7 protein-coding genes are annotated in these 21,081 nt (G+C 26.4%); 4 read left to right on the plus strand and 3 right to left on the minus strand.

All coding sequences use genetic code 11. The features are described from left to right. Positions 1–160: 160 nt before the first annotated feature. The gene (locus EDC42_RS07580) at positions 161–349 is read right to left on the minus strand and encodes a hypothetical protein (RefSeq protein ID WP_069575405.1); all 189 of its coding nucleotides are present in this window, start codon (positions 347–349) and stop codon (positions 161–163) included. A gap of 4 nt (positions 350–353) precedes the next feature. Further along, the gene (locus EDC42_RS07585; protein ID WP_069575406.1) at positions 354–1,370 is read right to left on the minus strand and encodes a 7-cyano-7-deazaguanine synthase; all 1,017 of its coding nucleotides are present in this window, start codon (positions 1,368–1,370) and stop codon (positions 354–356) included. 455 nt (positions 1,371–1,825) lie between these two features. On the opposite strand from EDC42_RS07585, the gene EDC42_RS07590 reads away from it, so the two are divergent. Both EDC42_RS07590 and EDC42_RS07595 read left to right on the plus strand, forming a co-directional pair. Then, positions 1,826–3,856, plus strand: coding sequence for a right-handed parallel beta-helix repeat-containing protein (locus EDC42_RS07590; RefSeq protein WP_123833441.1), 2,031 nt, complete (start codon positions 1,826–1,828; stop codon positions 3,854–3,856). A gap of 355 nt (positions 3,857–4,211) precedes the next feature. After that, a complete protein-coding gene (locus EDC42_RS07595) occupies positions 4,212–7,511 on the plus strand; it encodes a hypothetical protein (protein WP_069575408.1) in 3,300 nt (1,099 codons plus the stop codon). 439 nt (positions 7,512–7,950) lie between these two features. Here the strand turns inward: EDC42_RS07595 and EDC42_RS07605 are convergent, their stop codons facing one another. Then, the gene (locus EDC42_RS07605; protein ID WP_091698836.1) at positions 7,951–8,310 is read right to left on the minus strand and encodes a hypothetical protein; all 360 of its coding nucleotides are present in this window, start codon (positions 8,308–8,310) and stop codon (positions 7,951–7,953) included. A 520-nt stretch (positions 8,311–8,830) separates the two neighbouring features. Here EDC42_RS07605 and EDC42_RS09555 point away from each other — a divergent pair. Together EDC42_RS09555 and EDC42_RS07615 are read left to right on the plus strand one after the other, a co-directional pair. Further along, on the plus strand, positions 8,831–14,425 hold the full coding sequence (locus tag EDC42_RS09555; RefSeq protein WP_198923022.1) for a right-handed parallel beta-helix repeat-containing protein: 5,595 nt from the start codon (positions 8,831–8,833) through the stop codon (positions 14,423–14,425). A 41-nt stretch (positions 14,426–14,466) separates the two neighbouring features. After that, positions 14,467–21,048, plus strand: a complete 6,582-nt coding sequence (locus EDC42_RS07615; RefSeq protein ID WP_069572695.1) for a hypothetical protein — start codon at positions 14,467–14,469, stop codon at positions 21,046–21,048. The last annotated feature ends 33 nt before the right edge of the window (positions 21,049–21,081 follow it).

Raw genomic sequence — 21,081 nt, forward strand, 5'->3', positions numbered from 1 at the left:
TTTATTTAGGCTAACCTAAATATTTATATACTCTAATTTACTAATACAATAATGTTGAGGTAATCTTTGATTATTGAAACATGGTTATTAGAATAAAAAAGGTTATAGAATACTTATTAATGGATAAGTAAGCTCAGCTTCTATTTGTATTTTTATTCTATTAATCATTTTTGTTTTTCTTGTTTTTTGATTTTAGATAGTTTTCGTGTATTTCTTCAGCTAAATCATCATTGCCCTCAATGACTGGTCCTGTGTAATCACAGTCATAACAAACCCATTGAGACCAATTTTGCGGTATTATCCATTTTACTTTTCTAGATCCGCATCTAGGACAAATTTTATGCATCATAGTATCAAATCTTATAAAAGCTCCATATTAAATCTAATGCTTCTCCAGGTTCTAATGCTCCTGAACGTGTTTCTCTAAGAATTCTCTGTATTGAAAATTTTTTCATATGTGGAAATTTTCTGTGAACTTCATAAAGAAGTGGACAACCGAATCCTTTGAATGTACTTAAATTATATTTTTCAATCAATGATTTTATCTCTTGTTTGCTGGTACTTAAACTTGCTGGAAGATTCAATCGATATAATGAATCATATTGTGAATTTATACATTGACTACCAGTTGCAAGCATATCACCAAAGATAATTATTGGAATTTCTTTTGATTTTGCATATTCTCTTACGAGTTCTTCAGTATTTTTTGAACATCTTCCGCATGGATGAACCTTACCTGTAAATGATTCATTAATAACCTCTGAATAATCAGTTCTGAGGTATTCATGAGAAATATCTAATTCATCACATATTTTTTTGATATTCCGTTTAAATTGTTTTGGGAGTATGATTGTTCCAGGATCAACTGTAACAGCAATAGGGTTGAATCCGAGTTTTTTAGCTAAAATTAATGAAAAACTACTGTCAACACCACCGGACAATGCAACTACTGCTTCATGTTTGTATGATTTTTTAAATTCATTTTCACTTAAATAATTCTCGAAATTAAAACTGTAAATACTTGATATCTTATCGTCAATAACTTTTTCCAGGTTTTTTAAGCCAACTGAATCTGAATTTAAGTTTAGAATAGTCTTTTTTGATAAGTCTAATTTGTATTTTTTATTTAAAAAGTCACCATATGATTCAACATGAATGCTTTCAAGACCTAATTTTTCTCTGAGTTTACCAACAACCCAACCTCCTTTTCCAATAATGGCTGATTTATCTGGCCTGTCTTCAGTGATAATCCATAATTCATTGGTGTTTTCATTAAAATAAATTTCTTCAATATAAATATTTACTTTATCATGGCCAATGTCTTCTCTTATTGAATTAACTTCATTTAAAATAAATTCTTCAGTATACATTATTTCACATTTAAATATCAATTAATGTTATGTTGATTTAATATTAATTAATGTTTTTATATCATACTTTTAATGCCATTAGAGTTCTTGAAATAATCAGTTTTCATGATGCTGGTTATACTTCTAATATATTAAGAATTTTATATATTGCCTATTTTTGAGTAAATTTGCTTTAAGTTATTTTGTGTGTAGAATTTTTGTTAAAAGTGGTTAAAAACATTTGAATTCATTGTTCAGTATCTCATAAAGATTTTTAAGATAATTTTCTTTTTTACAGTAACATATTAATAATACTTTTGTTTAAATATATAATTAGTAAAGTAAATTTAATATTTTTTAAATTATTATTATAATTATTGTTTTTAGATTTTTATTAAATTTTACTTTATATTTTTGCTGGATAGTTTATCTATTTGGTATAATTTCATAGATTTAATATGGGGAGAGGATTTAAATTGAAAATTGATAAATTTTTATTATTAATTTTGATATTTTTTATTTTGTTATCTTGTGTTAGTTTAGTTTCTGCTTCCAATACTGTTGATACAAATTTAACTCATGATGCAAGTAGTGATGCTAATATCGGAATTAATGATATTGAATCTTATTCTTCTGGTGTTTTTTCTGATGATGTGAAATCAACAGGTAATGTTATTGTTAATCAGAGAAATTATAAGATGTATTTTGATGATAGCAATGTTTTAAAAAAGGAGTATGGCGGCAAAATCATCGCGTTTAGTGGTAAGTTCACTGATAAAGGTGTTATTACTATTGATTCCGAAAATACTAAAATTACTGGTCGAAATACATTGTTTAACAATACTGTTTTTAACATCAAATCTAATGGTGTGATGTTGACTAATTTAAATTTTGTTTTAAATAAGGAATTTAGTGATAATGAAGGTGCTTGTGTACTGATTAATGGTGACAATGTCACTGTCTATAATGTTGATATTGATTATAATGTGCCTAAAAATGTTACCGGATTTGGAATCTATTCCAATGGTTTGGATGAAAGTTTATCTGATGTTAAACTGGTCAACAATACTGTTCGGCTTCATGGTAATGCTTTAAATGATGGGTATAATTATGGGGTGGTATTGACTAATACTCGTGATGCTATTGTTTATGGTAATATTATTGATTGTCAGCTTCCTTTGAGGGCTGTTAATTGGATGGCTGAAATATATGGAGGTATAAGTATGGATGCAGTATCCGGGCTGGCTGCGGGCTCATGTAATGGCTTAAGACTTTCCAATAACTACATCAGATGTGTTGTCAATGGTGTTGCTCAGGGCGAACCTACATTGGATGCTGTACTGATTTATGCATGTCACAATTCGACAATAGAAAACAATACAATTATTGAAAATGATTATGTTACAAAAAAGGGTGATGTTAATTATTTGTATGGTTTGGATTTGTATTTGTCTAATGATGTTGTAATCTATGGTAATGACATTCATATTCGCACAAGCGGAGGTAAAGAGGCTCACGGTACTGCTTATCCGATTCAAGTAACTGGACAGGCAGAAAATATCCTGATTGCATTTAACAATTTGAGCAGTTACAGTAACGGACCTAATATAGGTATTTATTCACAAAACTATTATGGAGTAACTCATCTGGATATTATTAGCAATTTTATTAATGTTACAGGTCATGCAAGCAAACACAGTTGGGCTTTGGTTGCTGGAATTGAAGTGCAGGATTCCGATGACAGAATAATGAACAATACCATTATTGTTGATACTGTGAATAAATTTGAAAAAGGATACAACGTTTACGGCATAAGCTATTCACAACGAACCGATGGAGATCACAATTATAATATTCAGTATAATAATGTCTCAACCAATAGTGACCATGCTGTTGCACTGAAAGGCAGTGGCAGTTCCACTGTCAGTAATTCCATTGTTGCCAATAATATTTTAAAGGGCAGAAAATATGGTGGAAACCGTGCAGCATACATTACTGGAGGAACAGGTAATGTTATTATTAATAATACTGATGGGTCCCGTCCTGTTCATAAAATGACTGATGATGAGTATTCCGATAATTTGAAATTTTATCTTTCAAGTCCTTTTAAAGGAAACGGTCTGGGATTGGGTTGGCTTGACGGTGATGGAAACTCCATAATCGGCAATGGTGACAGAAATGGCAATTCATTAAATAATGGAAATAGCGGTTTGGTTAACAATAAGGTTTATGGTAATAATCTTAATTATAGTGAATCGCAAGCACGTAATGGTGTTTTAAATTCAACATATTACACTTATGGTTCTTCAGGTACTGATATTGCCAGTGCTTCTTCATCTTCTGGTTCAGGTGCTGGAAGCAGTAACTCTGAGTCATCTGATGTGAAATCCTATGAAGTAACTAAAAAAATTAATGATAATTTAATTCATATTCCTATTGTTATTATGGCTGTTATTGCATTAATTTTACTAATCATCGGATATAAAAGAAAAGAACACAAAGAATAATAAAAAAATCGATTCAAATTGTTAAAAAAATAATAGATATATACTCTATTGTTTTTTACACTATTTTTTAACACGATATTCATTAAATTTATATTAATTAAACTTCATAAATTAATGATGAGTAAAATAATATTGAAAAAAAATTACTTATTATTGAATTAATTTTTATTTAATATATTTTATTCAAAGTTTATTTTGGTTAAAAGAGTTACTAAACTCATAATAACTATGTTGTTTATTGTATTGACAAAAGACTTAATTATGAGTTAAATGATCTTATTTTAACTAATCCAATATAATTCCGGATAAAACTCTGGAAATTTTTAATTAATATTAATTAGGAGGTTTAATAAAATTGAAACTGAATAAAATAATCGTTTTATCATTATTCCTTGTACTTATCTGTTTTATTGGAGCAGCAAGTGCAACTGAAGATGTCAATGATACAGCAATTGCTGATTCAGAAATTGATGAAGTAAGTGCTGTAGATATTGAACAATCTGTTGACGATAATGAGATAACAGAAATTCAAAGCAGTGATGAATCAAATAAGGTTCTTGCAAGGGGAACACCTACTACTGCGAAGGATTGGAATACATTAAGAACAAAATGTGAAAAAACAACTGATCAATATATAACATTGACTGGTACTAGTTATCCAATTGGAACTTATATAACTTTTAAAAATAGTGCTACAATTGTTGGTAGTGATGTTAGTTACATTACTGGAGGTTCTACTTCAAATACTCCTTTTGTAAATAATAATTCTGCTTTAACACTACATTTTATTAATGTGAAATTTTTAAATGTTAATGCTAAGAATTTGTTAGAGCTTGATGGTACTGTTTATTTGGATAATTGTACTTTTGATAATGTTCAAACTGCAACCGGACACAATTCTGTAATTTATAATACTAATAATTTGATGTATTTGACTGGTTGTAATATTACTAATTGTCATACTGGTTATGGTGCTGTTAGTAATTATAACTCTGGAAGTACAACAAGTCCTGTAATGTATGTTGATGATTGTAGGTTTATTAATAATAGTGCTAGTGTAGAACCGGGTGCTATTAATAATTGTGGAATTTTATATGTAAATAACTCTGAATTTGATGGTAACCATGCAAACTGGTGGGCTGGAGCAATTCATACTCATACAAATGCTCAAACAGAAATTGAAAATACTAATTTTAGAAGAAACACTGCTGGATGGAATGGTGGTGCATTATTCACCTACAGCAAACTTAAAATAAAAAATTGTACTTTTGAAGACAACAACTGTACCACTAACAATGGTGGTGGAGCAATCGGAGCATACAACTATGGATCAGGATACAATATAACAATAGATTCATCTAGATTTAATTATAATACAAACCTTTGCTATGCATACACAAATATTTCAACTACTTCAGTTGGTCGTGGAGGAGCAATCTCTGTACTTAATGGAGGTTATTTAACTGTTTATAATTCAAATTTCACTGGAAACTATGCAAAAATAGGTCAGGCAATTGCAGCTGCAACCTATAATTATGAAAATGGAACTGGTGGAAACCCACACATTAAAATATGCAACAATAAATTTACAGACCACACTGCAACTGGAATTGATACTGTAGTTATTACTGGAAATGATTATATATTCAACAACAATGTATTTATAAATAGTTATCAAAACACCATTTATACAGGAACTGGAAACACATACAATTCTGCAGCTTTGCCGGGTAATCTGAATTCCAAATTGAATTTAAAAACAAAATTAAGAGCAACTAATACTGAAATTTTATCTGATTATCAGGATCATGATGTTGTTTATGTTAATGTTTCTTCAGATAAAGATGCAGAAGATGACAATGTTCATGGTCAAAGTTGGGATGATGCTTATGGTGGTTTGGAGTGTTTTGTAATGGCAATAAATTATCTTCATAATAATGGGATAATTTATATTGCAGATGGGCGTTATAATGAGGACTATGGCTATGAATACTCAATAGCTCATGGAAACTTTACTATGATTGGTCAAGGTCCAAAAACTAATATAGAGAAGATTATAACAACTGTATATGGAGGTAGTGATCAAAATTCTACTCATAATTTTATCAATTTATCTTTCACTGGTAAAGATTTTGGTATAAATGCTAATTTCATTAATTGTACATTTTTAGGTTCAATTTCAATTTCAAAAGGTCTCACATATCATGATCCTAATCATGTTGTGGAATATGGTTATGCTCAAACTTATTTCATGAACTTTAATAACTGTGTTTTCAAGGATGTCAATACTACTAATGCTTTAGTTACTCTTTATAAGTATGGTGCTGTGAACTTTACTAATTGTATTTTTGAAAATATTACTGCTGATTCAATTGTTTATCGTAATGATATTAATTATTTTGAAGAGGATGGAATTTCATTTAAAAACTGCACTTTCACTAACTGTAAATATAATGGTATTGCTGATTCCTTAGCTAATTTTGATGATGCTGTTGTTATTGAGGATTGTACTTATGATAGTGAAGTTGCTTTAGGAACAACTGAAGTTAATGGTCATTATTATATAAATGCTACTAAACTTAAAGTTACTGCTGTTGGCACAAGTATTTCAATTAAATCTAATGAAAATAATGTAATTGTTAATTTAACTGATGTTAACGGTAATCCTGTTGCTAATGCAGGTATAATTTATAGTATTGCCGGAACCAATGCCAGTGCAACTACTGGCGCTGACGGTACTTTCACTCTTTCTAATTTAAAAGGTATTGTAAACATCACTGTTTACTATTCAGGCAATGAATCTTATTTAGCTTCTAATAAATCTGATAATTTCATATTTAAATACAATACTGCTGTTTCCAGTGCGGTTAATGGTGATGATATTCTAATCATTTTAAAAGATGATGAGAACAATCCAATTGCAAACGCTAATGTAATTTATACAGTCAACGGCATTGACTACAATGCAACCACAGATGAAAATGGAACAGTAACTGTTTCCAATTTAAAAGGTAAATTTGCATTCAACGTATTATATAAAGGAGACACACTACACACAGCTTCCAATGCTTCAAACACATTCATCTTCAAATATGGTACAAAAATTACAGCAAAAAAAGTAACAGCCACTTACAATGTTGCTAAAAACTTAGTTATCACATTAAAAGATGAAAACGGAATTGCTATTGCAGGTAAAAAAGTAACCGTTAAAGTCGGATCTATCCGCAAGACTTTAACTACTAATGCTAAAGGTCAGGCTACTTTAAAAGTCAGCAATCTTTTGCCTAAAACATACTCTGCAACCGTAACTTATGCTGGTGATGATACACACATTAAATCCTCAGTTAAAGTTAAGGTTGTTGTTAAAAAAGCAACACTTAAAGTATCTGCTAAGGCTAAAAAATTCAAAAAATCATTAAAAACCAAGAAATATTCTATTGTTTTGAAAAATAATGTGGGCAAAGTCCTGAAAAAGACTAAAGTTACATTAAAAATAAAAGGAAAAACATTCAAAGCATACACCAACAGCAAAGGCATTGCCACATTTAAAATTACCAAGTTAACTAAAAAAGGTAAATACAATGCTTACATTAAGTTTGCTGGAAGCAAATACTACAACAGCTTAAACAAAAAAGTCAAAATAACCTTAAAATAGATGAATTCAATATTCATCTATAATTTTTCTTTTTTTAGGGTGTCTGCCAAAATTTGATTTTTTTGCTGAATAATTTTAGGTTTAATTTTTTCTTATTTTCATCATATTTTATTTGATTTTTCTTAAATTCTATTTTTATATTGTTAAAATTATTATTTTTTAATATAGTTTTGTACAAAAATTTTTTAGTTAATCATGATGAATTTATTGATCCAATTTTTATAGTAGGAATCTCTATTTATGATTCTATAGAATTCTTTTTCGAATAATTCTTCCATAAATTCTATTGTATCAAATAAATAATATGCCATATACTTTTTTATTGATTTCCAAACTTGTTCTATTGGATTTAAGTGGGGGATGGGGAGGTAAATGAATTAATTTTATATTTAATATTTCGCATGCTTGAATCACTAAATTAGCTTTATAAAGTGAGTGATTATCCAATATTAGTACAAATTTTCTTTTTTTGTAAATTATTGATTATATTGTCTTTATTTAGTAATTTAATGATTATTTCTTTTTGAATATTTTCTATGTTTGTGTGTTTTTCAGGGTTTAATTTATTTGCTTTATTCTTTATTTTTACTAAAAATTGTTTTTCAGAACTATTGCTGTTTGATATGAATTCATTAAATTCATTTTTTAATGTTTCTAATGTATTTTCTTCTTTTAATTTATTGTAAATCTTATTTTCATCTAGTTTATCATCGGTCAAAATATTTTTAAGTTCTGATTTTAACTCGTTATTTGTGCAATTAACAATTCTAAGATTGATTAATGATTTTATTTTCCTCAAATATACAAGTATTTTGTTGAAATAGTATTAATGAATTGCCGTTTACTGCTTAATAGCCATTTGCATTTAATTTTATTCTTGTAGTTATTTTTGTCTGTCTATTTTTTGTTCCTAATTCATAGTATATTCTGCTAAAAATACAACGGAAAATTTAGAAGATTTCTGCGAAATTACATCCATTAAAAACCAATTAAACCTCGTTGTGTCAATATTTTAAAAATCAATAAAACAGCCAAAAGTCAATTTTGGTGACCTTTAATAATAAAAAAGAAGAAATATTTTAAGTTTCTAGAAATGATGGTTTTTTTCATAAAATTTATATATCTATTATAAGAGAATACAACATAATTAATGTGTTATTTATATTTTTTAAATAAAACTTGAATTTATGGTGTGAAATAATTTTGAAGGTGGTGAAAAAATCAATAAGAAATTATGCATTGGCCTTATTATTTGTTTTATTTTATTCTCATTAAACACGGCATTTGCATCAAATGAAACACAGAATAATGTTGATTGTTTGAAAAACTCAGATGATGTTTTAAATATCGATGTTTTAAACCAAAATTCTACTGTTAATTATCCAAGGAGCCATAAAACAATTGAAATTACACAGGATAATTATGAAAATTATTTTAATATTAGAACAGGAAAGATTATTGATGCCTCATGTATTTCTAAGGGAGATACTTTAAAAATTGGCAATATTTCAAATAGGGCTTTTGTTATAGATCGTCAACTTATATTAATGCCAATCTCTTCTAATGATAAGATTAGTAATGGTTTTATCCATCTTATTAAAGGAAGTGATGGTTCTACTGTAACAAATCTTACTATTAATAATACAAAAGATAGATTAAATATTTTAGGTGGAAATGTAGGTCAATTACATGGTATTTGGTTATCAAATTCTAATAATAATCTTATTTCATATAATACAATAAGGATTGCAAATGCTGCAGGCGTTTATGCCATGCCTATGGGTTGGTCAAGCAATAATAGAATTATTTACAATAATATGAAAACATATATCACATGTAATATGGTTATGGGACAATGTCATTATAATTTAATTTCACATAATAGTTTAGAATTGTTAAGTTATTCCGATACATCTGTTACAAATTTAATTTATTTTAATCCTTTTGGGCATGCCGATTATAGTGGTTCTGGATTATGTAAATATAATATGATTTCATTCAATGATTTTAAAGGTTTTTCTAATGGGCCTATGTCCATTTTATTACAAAGTGTTTATGAAAATCATGATGGCACTGTTATTGCAAATAACACTTTTTCTAAAGGCTCATATGCTATTCATTTATTTGGTAACAATATTTCTGTTTATGGTAATGTAGTACTCAATAGTGGTATTGGTATTTCTGTTTTTGGACGTAATTTTTCTGTTCATAATAATGCTGTAATTGGTGACAGTCAAGGTTATGGTATTATGGCAGAAGCGAATGGTGGTTCGCTGTGTAATGTTTATAATAATAATATTACTTTTATAGATGTTTATAATGCAATATTTATTGGTAATCATGTCAAAGCTTATAATAATTATATAAATATCAAAGAATATGGGGTGAGTATATTTATTAAAGGTAACTGCTCCAATATTCATGATAATAGGATTAATAACAAACATGATGCTGGTATATCAGTATTAGGTAATAATAACACTATAAATAACAATATTATTAATACCAAAAATATAGGTATTACACTACCTGCTAGATCTACTAACTGCCGTTATTATAATAATACATTTACCAATAATAAAATTAATAGTGAAAGTTATGGTATTTATATTGATGGTTTAGTTTATAATTGTATAATATTGGATAATATTATTGAAACTAATAGTACTATGGGCATTTTTAAAGACATAACTGATGAATTATCCAATATTGAAGAAAATAACATGGTTAATGGTGTTATTTTAGATTCAACATATATTATTGTCAATAATACTAACTATCATAAATATTTTGATAAATATGGGCATTTAACATTTAAATTCGAAAAAAATAAAACTAAAATAATATTTTTAACATTTTTAACAAATAAAAATTTAATTTTTCAGGAAAAAATAAATGTAATTAGTAATAAAATGAACAATTTACTAATTAATGTTACAATTACTTTTGAAACCAATGCCAGTGGTTCATTAATACGTGATTTTAATTTTATTAATCATGATAAAGAAGCTATTATTCTAAATGGTGTTAATGATGTTACAGTCACTAGGAATAATATTACAAATTTATTTAGAAATGGCAGTTTATCTAATTCAGCTGTATTGATTCAAGATGTTTGTGAAAATCTTATAATATCCTATAATAATATATATGTAAATTCAAGAACACATTGTTATACTTATGCAATCAATGCTCCTTCAATTAATCCAGCTACTCATAAAATGAATAACAAATTATCTAAAAGAGTTAATATTTTAGATAATACAATAATCATGATTTCTTCAGGTATTACAGAAGCTATTTACACTGATACTCTATCTGAAAGTAATTTTATTTCTAATAAAATTAATATTATTTCTAAAAATTATGGATATGGTATTGCAGTTTCTAATATGATTGGAAGGTTATCTGATATTAATGTTTCAAATAATGAAATTGTTATCCATAGTGAGCAAATGGCATATTTAATCGAACTTCTCCAAGTGGATAATTCAACAATTGAAAATAATAAGTTATATGGTAAAAGTAATGGAGTCTATGCTATTGGTATATATTGGTCTGATAATATTTCTGTTAATAATAATGCCATTTCTGTATTTGGTGGAAATTTATCTAAAATTTTAGAAATATCTGATGTATTAGGTATCGGAAATTCAGCTATAGCAATACTTAGGAATTCATCTAAAATTATTATTTCCGAAAATATTATTTATGCTAATCTTTCAAAAACAATATTTGACAATACTACTGATGGGATTATAAATGCATCTTTTAATTCATTTATTATTGATAATGAGAACTATAACTGTTATTTTAATGAGGTTGGAGAATTATATTCTAATGTTGTAATAAAAAATAGTACTTTGCTAATTCATAATTTAACAAAAAATCAATTATTGATTATAAATGATCTAGTTAAAATCTCATCTTATGATTTAAATTCACCCTCTTCAATTTCAATAATTTTTAAAAATAATGCATCAAATTCAATTATTTCCAATGCATCTTTTATTAATTCTTCAATTGATTTAATCAATGTTTCAAATATTAATATTATAAATAACACTTTTAACTCTTCAAATAGTTGTATATTAAATATTAATGGTGGAGAAAAAAATTTATTTGTTAATAATGAGCTATTTATTAATTCTACTGATATTTCAGTGATTAATCTCAATAAAACTTTATTAAATATTATAAAAAATAATAATATTAAATTCAATACATCTAATTCTAAAATTATAACTATTAATAATTCTAATTTCACATTGATTAGTAATAATGTAATAATAGGCATATCCGATTCATTAATTTTTATTTGTTCTAAGGGTTCAAGTTATGATAATATTTATAAAAATATATTAAATGCTAATGCTTCGTCAATATGCGGATATTTAGCTTCTAATGCAAAATGGAGTAGTATTAGTTATAATAATATTTTAATTAATAAATCAACCAATCAGTCAGCTATATATTATTGTAATAACTCATCTAATAATACAATTAATGAAAACTATATTATTTCATATTCACTAAATGCTAATGACTATGCAGTTTCAGTAATTTCAAATGAAAGTTTATCAAATTTAATAATTAAAAACTATTTAATAAGTTCTAATGGATTTAAACGAGCTAATTTTGCAGTATACGCTCCATTTGATTTGGTTAAAGATAATTCTCCATTTGACATTTATGTTTCATGTAATGGAAGTGATGTTGTAGGAGATGGTAGTATTGATAATCCTTATGCTACAATCAAAAAAGCTATTGAAAATAGTTTAAATTTGTATGTTATACATGTATTTGATGGAAATTATACTGAGTCTAATATTATTATTGATAAGAATTTAACACTTGTTGCTGTTAATTTAGGTAAAGTTTTCATTGATGTTCAAATTAATCAATTATTTGATATACTTGAAGATAATACTTTATCAATTTCTGGCTTTTTAATTGGAAATGCTCATAATGTTGATGGAGGATCCGTATTTATTAACAATGGTAAGTTGTTCATTAATAATGTAGTTATATTTAATTCCTCATCTTATTTTGATAATTCTCATCCAATATTTGACCAAAATATAACTTATCATGAAGATAATTTAATTGATAAAGCACATACAGTTGATTGTTCTAATACAGGTAAAGGCGGAGCAATTCTCAATAACGGTGAATTAATTATTAATTCATCTATCTTTTTTAATAATTTTGGGCATCGTGGTGGTGTAATAGCTGATTATGGCAAAACTATTATAAATTCATCTATTTTTTATAATAATCGGGGAATTCATGGAGGATGTATTTATTCAGATTCAAAAAATAATTTGTTTGTAATTAACTCTATTTTTAATAATAACACAGCAGTAACTTCAATAGACTTTTGTAAAATCATGTTACATTCCATTGGTTGGTCAATTGGAGAGAATTATATTTATAATTATAAATCTGAATGTGATTCACCAATTGGTGCTGGTGGAGTAATTTATACTAAAAATACTTCAGTATTAATTAAAAATTCATCTTTTATTTATAATTCTGCTCGTATTGGTGGTGTAATAGCCACACAATGTGATATTTTTACACAACTATCAAATTTTATTTCTGATGTTAATTTATATATTGATAATTGTTATTTTAATAGTAATAAGGCTAATGATACTAGATTTAAAGATGATCCACTTTATTTAAAGAACTATGATTATTTTAACGATTATAATGGAGGAGTTGTTTATGGAACATACAATAAACTATATATAAATGCTTCTAATTTTTATTATAATCAGGTTATTAATAATGGAGGAGTTTTATATGCTAAAGCTAATGATGGTAAGATAATAGACTCTATTTTCAATAATAATCGTGCAGGAAGTAATGGTGGTGCTTTAGATATTTCAAAAAATTTCCTTATCATGAGATCAATTATTTCAAATAATTCAGCTAGATATGGTGGAGCTATTGAATATGATTCTTATACCTATTATGGGCATATTCAAGACAACTTTAACATTTATAATTCCACCATATCTAATAATAAAGCTTTAAATGCTGGTGGTGCATTTAACATAGGTTCTGGAAATGTTTCTGTTCATGATTCAAATATTGTAAATAATTTTGCACCTTCTGGTACTACAATAAATTCTCATGGAATCAAATACGCTATTGATATGAGATATAACTATTGGGGTGTATTGCCAAATGGTCATATTGGACCTGATGACTCAGTTTGGAATGTGAATCATAATTTATTTAAACCATGGTACAAACAATGGGTAGAATGGAAGCCAAAAGTCATTGAATCAAATAATTCTGGTTTTAACTCTAATTCTAGTAATCATAATCCTTATATCAATCCTAATTCCAACTCTGGTGGAAATAATCATAATAATCCAATATCTACAGGATCTAGTTCTTCCACTACAACTTCAATTGGTGGAGCTAATGGGAATAATCATGGATACGGTAATGGGAAATACTTTGGTTCAGGTGATGGAAATAATTTGGGTCCGAGTAGTGGAAATGGAGGTTTTTATTTAGCTATTCCAGGTTATAATAAATATAATGGGCAAAATGTGAATTCAAATACCTCATCAAATTCACATAAGTCTCAAAATCGTGGAAATGTTGATTCAGATAGCCTCAGTAAATCAAATAGTTCAAAATATAATCCTGATTTAGTTTCTGCTGGTTTTACTGTTAATGCTGCTTCATCTCCATCAAGTTCTCAAAGAGGAATAGAACGTGCTAGTAAGGAATCAGGTTCTTTAAGTGATTCAGCATCTTATGAAATTACTAAAAAAATTAAAGAAGTCTTTTATGATGAGAACCATATAACTACGTTTATTTTATTTATAATTATTATATTGTTTTTAATAATTTTAGGATACAAATATGGAGTTGGTAAATTTGATGAATGATAATCATTATTCTTTTTTTATTATTAAAATAGGGTGTTTCAATGTCATATACTAAATTTATTTTAATATTATCAATAATATTCCTACTGTTTGCTTCAATAGCTTTTGTTAGTGCTGCTGATACTAATACGAGCATTGTAGAAGAACCAATGGATGTTAAACATAATTTATGTGATATTAATAATTCTTTAGAAAATCAAGAAATTTATGTCAGTCCATTAGGTGATGATGATGCTAATGGAAGTTTTCAAAATCCTGTTTCCTCCATTCATCATGCTGTTGCAATGGCAAAAAATAATTCTAAAGTTATTTTAATGGAGGGGGAATATAAAGGTGCAAATAATACATTTATTTTAATTAATAAAAATTTAACAATTGAATCTTTTTCAAATAATGTTGTTATTAATGGAGAGAATAAACATGCATTTTTTAAAATAACCCCCTCTTCTTCTTTAATACTTAATAATATTAAATTTATTAATGGATATACAGATTCTTATTCTCAATTAGGTATTATTAATAATCTTGGAACATTAGTGATAAACAATTCTTCATTTAATAATATGAACTCTATTATGGGAACATTTTTTAATGAAGGAACTTTAAAAATTGAAAATACCAAGGTTACTAATGCAGTTTCTTTAACAATGGCTCAAATATTAACTAATATTGGGAATACTACTATATTAAATTCCCAATTAATTGAAAACAATGAATATTCTTCAATTGATGTTGTTGTTTATAATTATAATAGGATTAGTATTGTTAATTCTCAAGTTAATAATTTATTTTCAAATAAGAAATATTCTGAAGATTCATATAATTTAGCTTCAATTCTTATTAATAATTCTAAGTTAGATAACATTGATCTTGAAGATGCATTTGTTTGTATTCACAACTCTCAAATCACATTTAAATCTATTTTTAATGGTTGTAATGTTTCTGTTGATGAGAGTACATTTCTTTATAATAAGTCTCTTTTTTCAATAATTAATGTAATGAATTCAAATTTTACAGCGATTCATTCAGTTTTTAATTCTCCTATTTCAACTAAACGTTCGCATGTTAATATAACATATTCTGCAATTTTAAGATCAATATCTGGAAATGCCTATAAATGTTATCTTTATGCTCCTTATAATTGGTGGGGTATTAATTCAGGTCCATCTTATCAATACTTTACAGATGTTAATGTTAGTTATTGGGCAATATCTACTTTCGAATATGAATCTGACTATATTCCAATTAATCCTAATTCCACTTTTACAACAACATTAAATAAATGGAGTGATGGGAATTCTACATTTGAATTTAAAACAGAAGAATATTTACCGTTTAGACATTTGAAATTTGAATCTCAAAATGGTAAATTTTTATATTCATCTGCAAATATCGAAAAAGTTTTTTCAAATTATTTAATTGGAAACAATCTTGATTGTCAAGTTCATGTTATTATAGACTTTCAAAGGTTGACTCTTAGAATTGGAGAAGGTTTAACTAACTATAATTATTTTGTCTCAACAGAAGGGCATGACGGTTTAGGAAATGGTACTTTCGAACATCCATTTAAGACAATAAATTATGCTGTTTCCAAAGTAGGAAATGGAAACACTATTTGTTTATTAGAAGGGATTTATAAAGGCAATTGGAATTCTAATGTTACAATTACGAAGAATATAACTATTGTTGGATTAGGAAATGTAAATTTACTAAGATCTAATGATTATAGTATCTTCAATATTAAAGAATGGGGAAGTTTGTCTTTAAAAAACATTAATTTCTCTGTTGATATAATTGATTATGCACATCCATTAATTATTTTAAATGGTGGGAATTTATCTATTATCAATTGTTCTTTTTCAAATATAACTTCTACAAATGTTATCCACACATCTAATGGGATAGAACATAATGGAATTGTTAATATATCTGATTCTTATTTTGCAGATATTTCAGGCTCAATATTAATAGGGTCTGCTAAAGTAAGTGTTTCAAATTCTTTATTTGAAAAAATTAAATGCTATAGGATAATTCAAGGATATGAATATTATAATGTACTATTTGCAATTTCATCTTCCATAGAAATTTATAGTTCCTGTTTTCAAAATAATTTAATGGGTATTGTAAATTTACATCCATTTTTTTATTCATCATCAAAACTTAGATATTCTCAATATAGTAATGCATATTCAAGATATGCTTATATTAAAAACACAAAATTTGAAAATAATGTATTTTTCGATAAGAATTCTTATTATTCAAGTAATGGAATTGGATTGGATATTTATAATGAAAATGAACATTTTTATGGAATTATAGATAACTGTTCATTCATTAATAATAAAGGTCAATTAGCCATCGCCACCAGTGTTAATTCATCAATATTTATGAATAATTTTGAATCCCGTTATGGTTATAGTATGGTTTATGCTGATTTAATTAATAATTCAGTTTTTATTAATAATAAAAATCTGTATGAAGATTATAATAATGTATTTATCGGTAATGGCATAGCTAGTGCTGGATGTATATTGGAGTCTATTTTTATGTATAATGAAGCTGCTTTTGGTGGAGCTATTGCAGATACAAAAGAAGCCCATTATTGTGTTTTTGTAAATAACACTTCTAAATATGGTGGTAACGATATTTATTCTTATTCAGGAGATGTAGATTATTCTAGTAATTGGTGGGGTGATAATCAAAAACCAAACTCTGATAAAGTTTTTATTTTCCTTGGAACTTTAACTTTGAATAATTGGGTCATAATGACATTTGAGTCTGTTTCAAATTCTATTATTAAAGCTTCATTAAATGCTCTTAATAATGGGGAAGGTAATATTTGTAAAATTAACCACAACATGCCTTCTCGCATGGTTTATTTCAAAATTAATCATGGAAGTCTTTCTCCAGAGAATACTTTACTTATAAATAATTCTGCTTATACAAACATGACTTATAATTTAAATTTAGATTTTAAAGTCTATGCAAGAATTGATAATCAACTATTAGAGTTAGATATTAGAAATACAAAAACTCTCTTAATAATGGAAGATGTTATTTTTAAAGGTAAAAGTAATAATTTTGCTGTTGATTTAATCAATATTAATGGTTATAAAATATTTAATCAAACATTAGTTGTTGAAATTATTGATGAGAATAATACACAGAATATATTTACAATTCAAACTGATGATAATGGTCATGCAGAATTTAATGTAGATTATCCAGTTGGTATTTATCAGGTAAATATTAATTATTTAGGTAATGGATATTTTGATAAATGCAATTCTACTTCTATAATGAAAATAATAAAATCTAATACTTATTTAATTAGTTATAATCAAACATATTACGGCAAAAATAACTTGTTTAAATCTGTATTATTTGGTGAAGGAAATAAGAAATTAAGCAACATGACTATAAAATTCACGATTATAGATTCTAAAGGTAATTTAAGGGAAATCTATTCTTTAACAAATCAAGACGCCACTAGTGAAATTATTATCAATTTGGATGTAGGTGAGTATACAATAAGGTCTGAATTTTTAGGTGATTTATGGTATTCTTATTCAAGCAGTATTTCTCATATATTGGTCAATCCTGTTAGTTCCACACTAATTGTTTCTAATGTTACATTATATGGTGTGGGTGATGTTTATAATATTACTTTAAAAGATATTCATGGATCATTGATACGTGGTGAAAATATTATTGTCACAATAACTCAAGGAGCATCATGTGATAAATTTACATTAAAAACAGATAATAATGGTGTTGCAAAATTAACTATAAACTATTTACCTGGAGTTTATAATGTTAAAGCTCAGTTTTTAGGAGATAGTATATATGCCCCTACTAGTGGTGAGGGAGTTATTAAAGTTGAAAAAATTTTTACTATAATTTCAGGGTTCCATCATTGTATTTTACCATTAAATGGGATATACACAGTTGTTTTAAGTGATATGTATGGGCGACGTGTCAATAATGAATCTGTAACATTATCCTTATATAAAGGCAATCTAATAAAGAAATACACAATTAATACTGATGCTAATGGAGAAGCTGATTTTGTTATAAACCTTGAAGAAGGAACTTATCTAACAACTTTTGAATATGGTGGAAATAAATGGTATTGTGATGCAACTAATGCTGCAACTATTGTTATTAGTAAAAAAGTTAATTTATCCAACATTAATATAAATTCAACAGATTTGGTTCAGTATTATGGGGAAAATAAATATTTCATAATAAAATTTAATGATCCTAATGCATATAGCCAATATGGCAAAAAAATTGGAGTTACAATATCTTCTGGCTCATGGTCACAATCTTATGAAGTTTTCACTGATATTTTTGGTCTTGCACGTTTAAAAATCAATTTGAATCCTGGAGAATATAATATTACTTACAAATATTCAAATAGTCATTATAATATATTTGGCACATCTTCAAATACTATACATGTTTATAAAATGCCTGCTGTTTTAATAGCGAATAATATTGTGATGAAAAGTAATGAACAACAATTATATGAAATAAATCTCAGAGATATTAATAATAATCCTATCAAAAACATGCTTGTAAATATTGATATTGATGGTGTGAAATATAATTCCACTACAAATGATGAGGGTATAGCTAAAATATTACTTAGTTTGGGTGTTGGAAAGCATATTATTAGTTATAATTTTATCAATCCAAATTATTTGTCCTCAAACTCATCATCTGTTATTCTAGTTGTTGATAGTGATAAAATACCTTCAAATTTATATTCACAAGATATTAATGCATTTGATAATCAAATATTAAATTTCACTATACGATTGTCAGACATGTTAAATAATAGCATATCAAGTTCTGAAGTAATACTTGAGCTTTTTACATTTTATGGAGAGTCAATTATTAATATTACTGGTATCACAGATTCCAACGGAAGAATTAGCTTTGATTTAAATTTAGATTATGGAAAATATATAGCTAATTTACATTATAATGGAAATGCTTTGTATTTAGCTAGCTATTCAACTAATACGATTAATATTGAATCAGCTGATAATCGTACAAAAACCATTTTATTTAATGTAGAGACAAAATTAACTAATTCTAAATATTATGTTATTTTGTCCGATATTAATGGAACTTTGCTTGTTAATAAAGAAATTAAATTTATCATTGGAAATAAAACAATTACTTCCATAACTGATGAAAAAGGAAGAGCTTACTTGGAATTAAACCTAAATCCTAATTATTATATTATAAAAGCTATTTTTAATGGGGATAAGGATTACAAATCAGTTTCTAGTTTGAAAAAGATATTTATTTCAGGTGAACTAACGCATTTATATGCTATACCATTAGTTAAATATTATAGGAATGGAACTCAATTTCATGCAAGACTTGTGAATTCTAAAGGAGTTCCTTTAATTAATAAAATATTATCTATTTTATTGGAAGGGAATTATTATAATTGTACAACTGATGAAAATGGATGGATTACATTAAATATTGACTTAAAACCAGGATTTTATGATGTGGAATGTTACTATTATTCAAATAATACTGATGAAAATTCTTTTGATAAAACCAATATCACAGTATTATCTACTGTTTTAGGTCAAAGTGAAGTGAAATATTATGGAGATTATCCTTATTTAACAATTAAATTTTTAGATGGTGCGGGAAATCTAATTAAAAACACAAGTTTTGTTATTGATATTGATGGTAAGAAATACTCTGCACAAACTAATGATGAGGGTATTTTTAATTTTAATCTTAATTTAAATTCAGGAAGTCATCTTATTTCAGTTAACAATCCTTATGATGGGTTATTTGTGACGTATAAATTAGATATTTTAACAACTATTTGCTCAAATAATCTAGTTAAAGTTTTTAACAATGGAGTTTCATATACTGCGCAATTACTTGATAGCTTTGGAAATCCATTAAAAAATAAAAACGTAAAAATAATTATTAATGGTGTTTTATATTATAAAAAAACAGATGTTAAGGGTATTTTAGAATTAAATATGGATTTTAATCCTAAAATTTATCTTGTGACAGTTTTTAATCCAGTTACTAAAGAATATATTGAAAATACAGTTAAAATATTGCCAACACTTATTAATAACAAGAATATAAATATGTATTTCTCGAATTGTGCTTTTTATAAAGTTCGTGCCATTGGAAGTGATGGTAAAATTGTTGAATCGGGGGTAATTGTTAAAATTAAAGTTAATGGAAAATCTTACAAAATTAAAACAAATAAAGATGGTTATGCTTTGTTTAAAATAAACTTAAAACCTGGAAAATATATAATTACTGCAGAATACAATTCATACATTGTATCAAATAAAATTAATGTAAAATCATTACTAACAGCTAAAAACATTTTTCATAAAAAAGCTAAAAAGATTAAATTTTCATCTAAATTAGTTGATATTAAAGGAAAAGCATTAAAAGGTAAAAAAATAACTTTTAAATTTAAAGGAAAAGTCTATAAAGTTAAAACTAATAAAAATGGAATAGCCACACTTACGATTAAGAATTTAAAAGTTGGAAAATATACTATAATGTCAATATGGAATAAATTCAGGATAAAAAACACTATTAAAATTAAAAAATAATGGGTGTTATAAAAAAAGTATTTGAGTTAATCA

The organism is Methanobrevibacter gottschalkii DSM 11977 (assembly GCF_003814835.1).
Classification (GTDB): Archaea; Methanobacteriota; Methanobacteria; order Methanobacteriales; family Methanobacteriaceae; genus Methanocatella; species Methanocatella gottschalkii.

Bases quoted from the DNA above. Each gene is read 5' to 3' on its own strand.
- EDC42_RS07580 (WP_069575405.1), bottom strand. From the start codon at position 349: ATGATGCATAAAATTTGTCCTAGATGCGGATCTAGAAAAGTAAAATGG.
- EDC42_RS07615 (WP_069572695.1), top strand. From the start codon at position 14,467: ATGTCATATACTAAATTTATTTTAATATTATCAATAATATTCCTACTG.
- EDC42_RS07585 (WP_069575406.1), bottom strand. From the start codon at position 1,370: ATGTATACTGAAGAATTTATTTTAAATGAAGTTAATTCAATAAGAGAA.